Source organism: Pseudocitrobacter vendiensis (genome assembly GCF_943590815.1).
GTDB classification, from domain to species: Bacteria; Pseudomonadota; Gammaproteobacteria; order Enterobacterales; family Enterobacteriaceae; genus Pseudocitrobacter; species Pseudocitrobacter vendiensis.
Genome location: NZ_CALSBS010000066.1, coordinates 1 through 4,980 on the forward strand (window position 1 = coordinate 1; position 4,980 = coordinate 4,980).

Consider the following 4,980-nt stretch of genomic DNA (forward strand, 5'->3'; position numbering starts at 1 on the left):
AAGCCTGACTAACTATCTCGCCAAAACAAAAAAGAACGCAGATCTTTATAGATTATATAATCCACAATTTTCTTTTTTCTGCAAAAGTGACACTCAGGAGCAAAGATTTTATTTCGATTATTTCTCAAGACATATGGTCTCGAAGAGAAATATTTTAACCGTATTCTCTATCTATACATTCACCTCTTATAACATGAACAAAAAAGAGACAATAAAAAATTTCATTCGATTTCTCAAAACGACGAATGAAAGTACATTCCATAATGCTTTTTCATTTCGCGGTGGTAACATTTTGTATGTAAGCAACAAAAACATGTTGAAAGAGATCTCATGGTTTTCACTCGCTCGAATTTACGAAGACATTAAAAAAATAAAGGAATATAAAACCAACCATGACAACTATATCAGATTAGTCGCTTAACAGAGGAGAAAAATTATGAATAACAACGCAATAAATGCATTACTCTCTTGTAAAACTCCAAAAGACATTCAGGCTTGCATTAATGCAGGCTCCGATATTAATACACTGGATTCGTTTGGAAGAAATATACTGTTTTACTGTAAAAACCCAAGAATGATTGACACTCTGGTTAAAGCAGGAATAGATTTTAACCATGCTGACAACTATGGTCACAATGTTTTGTTTAACCAGCGAAATCCTCACATACTGAAAAAATTGATTGATTCCGGCGTAGATATACACCACAAAAATGGTCTCGGCCAAACCTGTTTATGCTCGTTAGCTGATAATATATCCTGTTGCAAAACCCTGATCAATGCTGGAATTAATGTCAACAATGTGGATAAATGCGGAAGAACAATACTTTTTTACGTAAAAAATCACTCTATCTTTGATTTGATGGTACAGGCCGGTTGCGATATAAACCACAGAGATAACCAGGGTCACGGTATTTTTGAAATTTGCTATTCATTAGGCGATTTCAAAGCCAAAATGCTCATTCGTCATATTAGTATGAAGGATAGCAGTCCAGTAATTTTCAACTACCTCAACAGCGAAAGTCTGCAGATAATGGATTTGCTTCAGAAGAAAAACCTTAACTTTACTATCTCTGATAACTGCCAGGTTTATCTAAGTGCCAATGAAAATGAAATGAGCTCTTTCTTCAGTGAACTAAAGAAGAAGACAGATATCAGCAACACACATTTTCGCCATATTGTACTGCGAGGTTATGATTTACGCGGGGACATTGAAACCATTAAATGGTTTATCCGCAATGACATCAAAATAGATAAAAAACAACTGGAACAGCATATTCGACATGATGAGATTTGTAAATATATAGCAGAACATGAGAGAAAGAAACTTAGCGAAATTATGAAACAAACAATCTCTTTAATGCCAGTAAAACGTAGATTGTAACCTCCGCCCCTCCTCACTGTCATAATGAATTTAATATGAACCCTATTTTTACCCAGAGCAGATTACCTAATTAGCAATCTGCTCCACCTCTCTTATTTATAAATTTCGACACTGCCTTGACTTATTTTACCAATGCGCTAACTGTAGATCATGAACACATTTTAAAAAAGGTTAGATATGCATAAAAATGAAAGTAAAGAAGATCTATCAAGAAGCTCAAGAAGAGGTAAATTCCATACAGCAAAATATTCACCTAATGAAGTTCGAACTCACTGCGTCAGCGTTCGGTTAAACGAAGAAGAATTATCTATTCTCGATAGTAAAAGAGGCCCTTATAAAAAAGGGGAATGGCTAAGAATGGCATCCCTCAACAAACTCCCACCGGTATTACCTGAAATCAATCGTGAAGCATGGGTTAAACTCGGCAACCTTTCACAGGATTTAAACCGCCTGCTGAATCATCTCGACAGCAAAAGCCCTGACAGCGAACTGACCCGTACAGAACTCTTCGCCCTGCGCAGACAAATCAAAACTCTCAGGGATCACCTTATTCCATCAACCTTTCTGGAGCAAGACCAGTGAAAGGCATGCAGAAAATAAAGCGGGGTAAACAGTTTGCAGGTGTGGTTCTCTATAGCCTTAAGTCAGGATCTCACCACAAAATCACGCCTTATATTATCGGTGGCAACATGACGGGAAGCACTGCTGCTGAACTTATCAGTGAATTTGAAGGCACAAGACTACTGCGCCCCGGTGTCGCCAAACCTGTCTGGCATAATTCGCTTCGCCTGCCAAAGGGAGAAACACTGTCAGTCAGACAATGGGCGGCATTCGCTGACGATTATATGACCCGGATGGGATTCACTGAAACCCATCTTCGCTGCTATATCATGCACGATGATTCGGACGGGCAGCATATCCATATAATAGCTAACAGAATTAACATGGTCGGTGGGAAGCTGTACCTTGGGAAAAATGAAAATCTTATCAGTACCCGGATTATCAGCGAGCTGGAGAAAGTCCACAAACTCACTCAAACCACATCTGCAATCAGTAGTCATAGTCAGGAGAAAAGAAAGCCTTCCCGCAACGAGCTGATGATGGCTGAAAGAACGACAACTCCCTGCCCCAGGTCCACTCTGCAGAGCCTGATTGATAATGCGTTAACCGGCCGCCCTGATTTGCTGACTTTTATCGCTATGCTGGAAAAGGTAGACGTCAGCTGCAAACCCAATATCGCCTCAACGGGAAAAATGAACGGCTTTTCATTTCAGTACCAAGGTATTGGCTTTAAAGCCTCTCAATTGGGTAAAAAATATGGCTGGTCTTCCCTGCAAACATTGATTGATTTCGTACCGGAACATCTGACTTTACTGAAACAAGCACAAAAGCCAACAGTACCTGCACCTGTGCCATTAACAGTGCCAATGCCAGTGCCATCATGCGAGTCTGAAGAACAGGCTGCAAACCGGGAAACGATTCTGGAGAAAATCCATCAGCTTGAAGAAAAAATTCGTCTGGAAAGACAACAGGAGACAGTGGGTATCATTCAGCTCAGGAGCAAGCTGCACAATACAACCCGTCAGATACCCCGCCAGCGTCGCCTGAAGGCGTGGCTTTTACTACTCAGCCAAATTGTTGTACTTCTAAGGCGCAAGGGGCTGTCACTGCTGCATGCCACAATACATCATTTCCGCAAGATTCTTCATCTGCACCTATTAGAACCCATTCCTTTCACAGCCGGTCATTCCCTTCAGGAACAATCAGTTAGTAATAACCAGCACCTCACACCATAAGAATCCTTAGTTTATAATGCAATGATAGTCAATAAATTATTGATCGTTTATATAGATCGATAACTTTATTACGATAGCTAAAATCTATCACAAGGCAATCATCGATCGGTACAAGCAATTTTACTAAAGCGGGTCATTCATCGAAAATGTTCAAAAATACATCACCTTAAATCAGGCCATGGAGTCATGATGGATAATAAAACGATTAGCTGCCCCTTCTGCTTTACACAAAGCCCGCACGGCGTGCGGATTTGCAAAGGCTGCCATGCAAAAGTGGCCTATGGTGAAAGTCCGCTCAGTGTGGCATTCCTTTTTCAATTCGTGGCATTAGCTCTCGCCTGGTTAGTATTTTCATTGACCGGCAGTACTCCTGTCTCAGTCATTACGTTTTTTGCCAGCGTTATTATTCTTATCTGCATAATTAAAAAGACCTATGCAGACAGAGTTATCTTTATACGGTGATATTAATTTCACACCACAGCAAACATAAAAAATTAACATGAGGGACCTATGAAAAAATTCATTACTTCTGCGTTTTTTATTTCCGCTTTACTTATTTCTGGCTGTTCGACATCAGGCAATCAGCATCTCAAAAACGAAACATCACAAAGTCTGCAGTCAAAAATCATCAAAAATAAAACAACGAAATCAGAAATAATTACCGCATTAGGCGAGCCCGAAACCAAGACTACACTTGATAGTGGAAATGAAGAATGGACTTATTCGATGGATAACAATCAGTTTGATGCCACCACATTTATTCCCGTTGTTGGGCTGCTGACGGGGGGCTCACAGACGCAGGCCAAAACGCTGGAAATCGAATTTAAAGGAGAAACGGTCAGCAAATGGTCGTTCTCTGAAAATACAAGCAGAATGAATACAGGTCTGATTCAATAACTCACGTTACAGCCAGGGAATTATTTATGAAAACTTATGCCGTTATCACACTCGTTACCGCTGCATCGTTGCTGAGTGGCTGTAACAGCGAACCTTCCGAACAGGATATTTACACTGCCATGAATAAGGTCGTTGCGCAGGCGAATGCTTTCGTGAAATCTATAGCAGGCAAGGATGTCCCAAAAGACGCACTGCGCGAATTAAAATCAGTCAAAAAGCATGACTGCGTAGAAGTCTCTGATAAAAGTTATAAATGCAATGTGACGGCTATTGTAGATAACGAAAAGCGTACTGCTGCTGTAACCCTTGTCAAAACGGATGATGGCTGGCAGGTCGTTGATAAGTAAACCCACCTTAAAGCCATCACGACAGGCGGGACGCCAACTGGGTGGCTCCTGCCTTTTTAATACTCGATTATGACCTGCCGGAAACGCCAGCTCCATTTCTCTCCACCATTCAGCATCCCATTCCTTGTACACGCTGCTGCCGCTATCAAAGTCTTTTCCTGATCACTGAGCCTGGCGGAGTATAAGCCAGAGAGCCTGCAATGCGTTTCTTTTCATACTGAGCCAGCAAATCAGCATAAATATGCTCTGCTTCGTCCAGATTGCCTGAAATATAATTCACAAGTGAATTCAGGCAATGCAGCAATGTATTGCTGTTTGCAAGCTTCCTGAGCAGAGTTGTGTTCAGGGTTGAAACGACTCCTGTAAACATCTGCATAATATTATCAACGTGATAACATGAATTGCGATACTGCGCCCGTGAATAAAAATACTTCAGATGATACCCGGCGAAGAGAACATAAAGTTTTTTGTAAAAGACATTGTTATTAACGCTGTTGTGATGATGGGTTATAAATTTATCAACAACATGTATAAACTTTTCCTCCTGAGATAAAACATC

General features: G+C 40.6%; 8 protein-coding genes. 7 read left to right on the forward strand and 1 reads right to left on the reverse strand.

The features are described 5' to 3' along the window. From NMC31_RS26230 to NMC31_RS25800, 7 genes are all read left to right on the forward strand, one after another. On the forward strand, nucleotides 1–421 hold a 421-nt coding region (locus tag NMC31_RS26230; RefSeq protein ID WP_306673307.1), incomplete at its 5' end, for a hypothetical protein. A gap of 15 nt (nucleotides 422–436) precedes the next feature. Beyond that, the gene (locus tag NMC31_RS25775; protein WP_001062023.1) at nucleotides 437–1,381 is read left to right on the forward strand and encodes an ankyrin repeat domain-containing protein; all 945 of its coding nucleotides are present in this window, start codon (nucleotides 437–439) and stop codon (nucleotides 1,379–1,381) included. 177 nt (nucleotides 1,382–1,558) lie between these two features. Beyond that, nucleotides 1,559–1,963 carry a hypothetical protein gene (locus NMC31_RS25780; protein WP_012139001.1) on the forward strand — a complete coding sequence of 135 codons (405 nt, stop codon included), beginning with the start codon at nucleotides 1,559–1,561 and terminating at the stop codon, nucleotides 1,961–1,963. Continuing rightward, the gene (locus NMC31_RS25785) at nucleotides 1,960–3,177 is read left to right on the forward strand and encodes a relaxase/mobilization nuclease domain-containing protein (protein WP_147690689.1); all 1,218 of its coding nucleotides are present in this window, start codon (nucleotides 1,960–1,962) and stop codon (nucleotides 3,175–3,177) included. The genes NMC31_RS25780 and NMC31_RS25785 overlap by 4 nt, the downstream gene beginning before the upstream one ends. 189 nt (nucleotides 3,178–3,366) lie before the next feature. Next, entirely contained in the window at nucleotides 3,367–3,639 is a 273-nt protein-coding gene (locus tag NMC31_RS25790; RefSeq protein ID WP_004114852.1) for a hypothetical protein, read from the forward strand. Between the two features lie 48 nt (nucleotides 3,640–3,687). Continuing rightward, complete coding sequence (locus tag NMC31_RS25795; protein ID WP_000713577.1) at nucleotides 3,688–4,074, forward strand: hypothetical protein; 387 nt, start codon at nucleotides 3,688–3,690, stop codon at nucleotides 4,072–4,074. Between the two features lie 26 nt (nucleotides 4,075–4,100). Next, complete coding sequence (locus NMC31_RS25800; RefSeq protein ID WP_000860569.1) at nucleotides 4,101–4,421, forward strand: hypothetical protein; 321 nt, start codon at nucleotides 4,101–4,103, stop codon at nucleotides 4,419–4,421. A gap of 145 nt (nucleotides 4,422–4,566) precedes the next feature. Here the strand turns inward: NMC31_RS25800 and NMC31_RS25805 are convergent. After that, a partial coding sequence (locus NMC31_RS25805; protein WP_253899388.1) for a hypothetical protein occupies nucleotides 4,567–4,980 on the reverse strand: 414 nt, incomplete at its 5' end.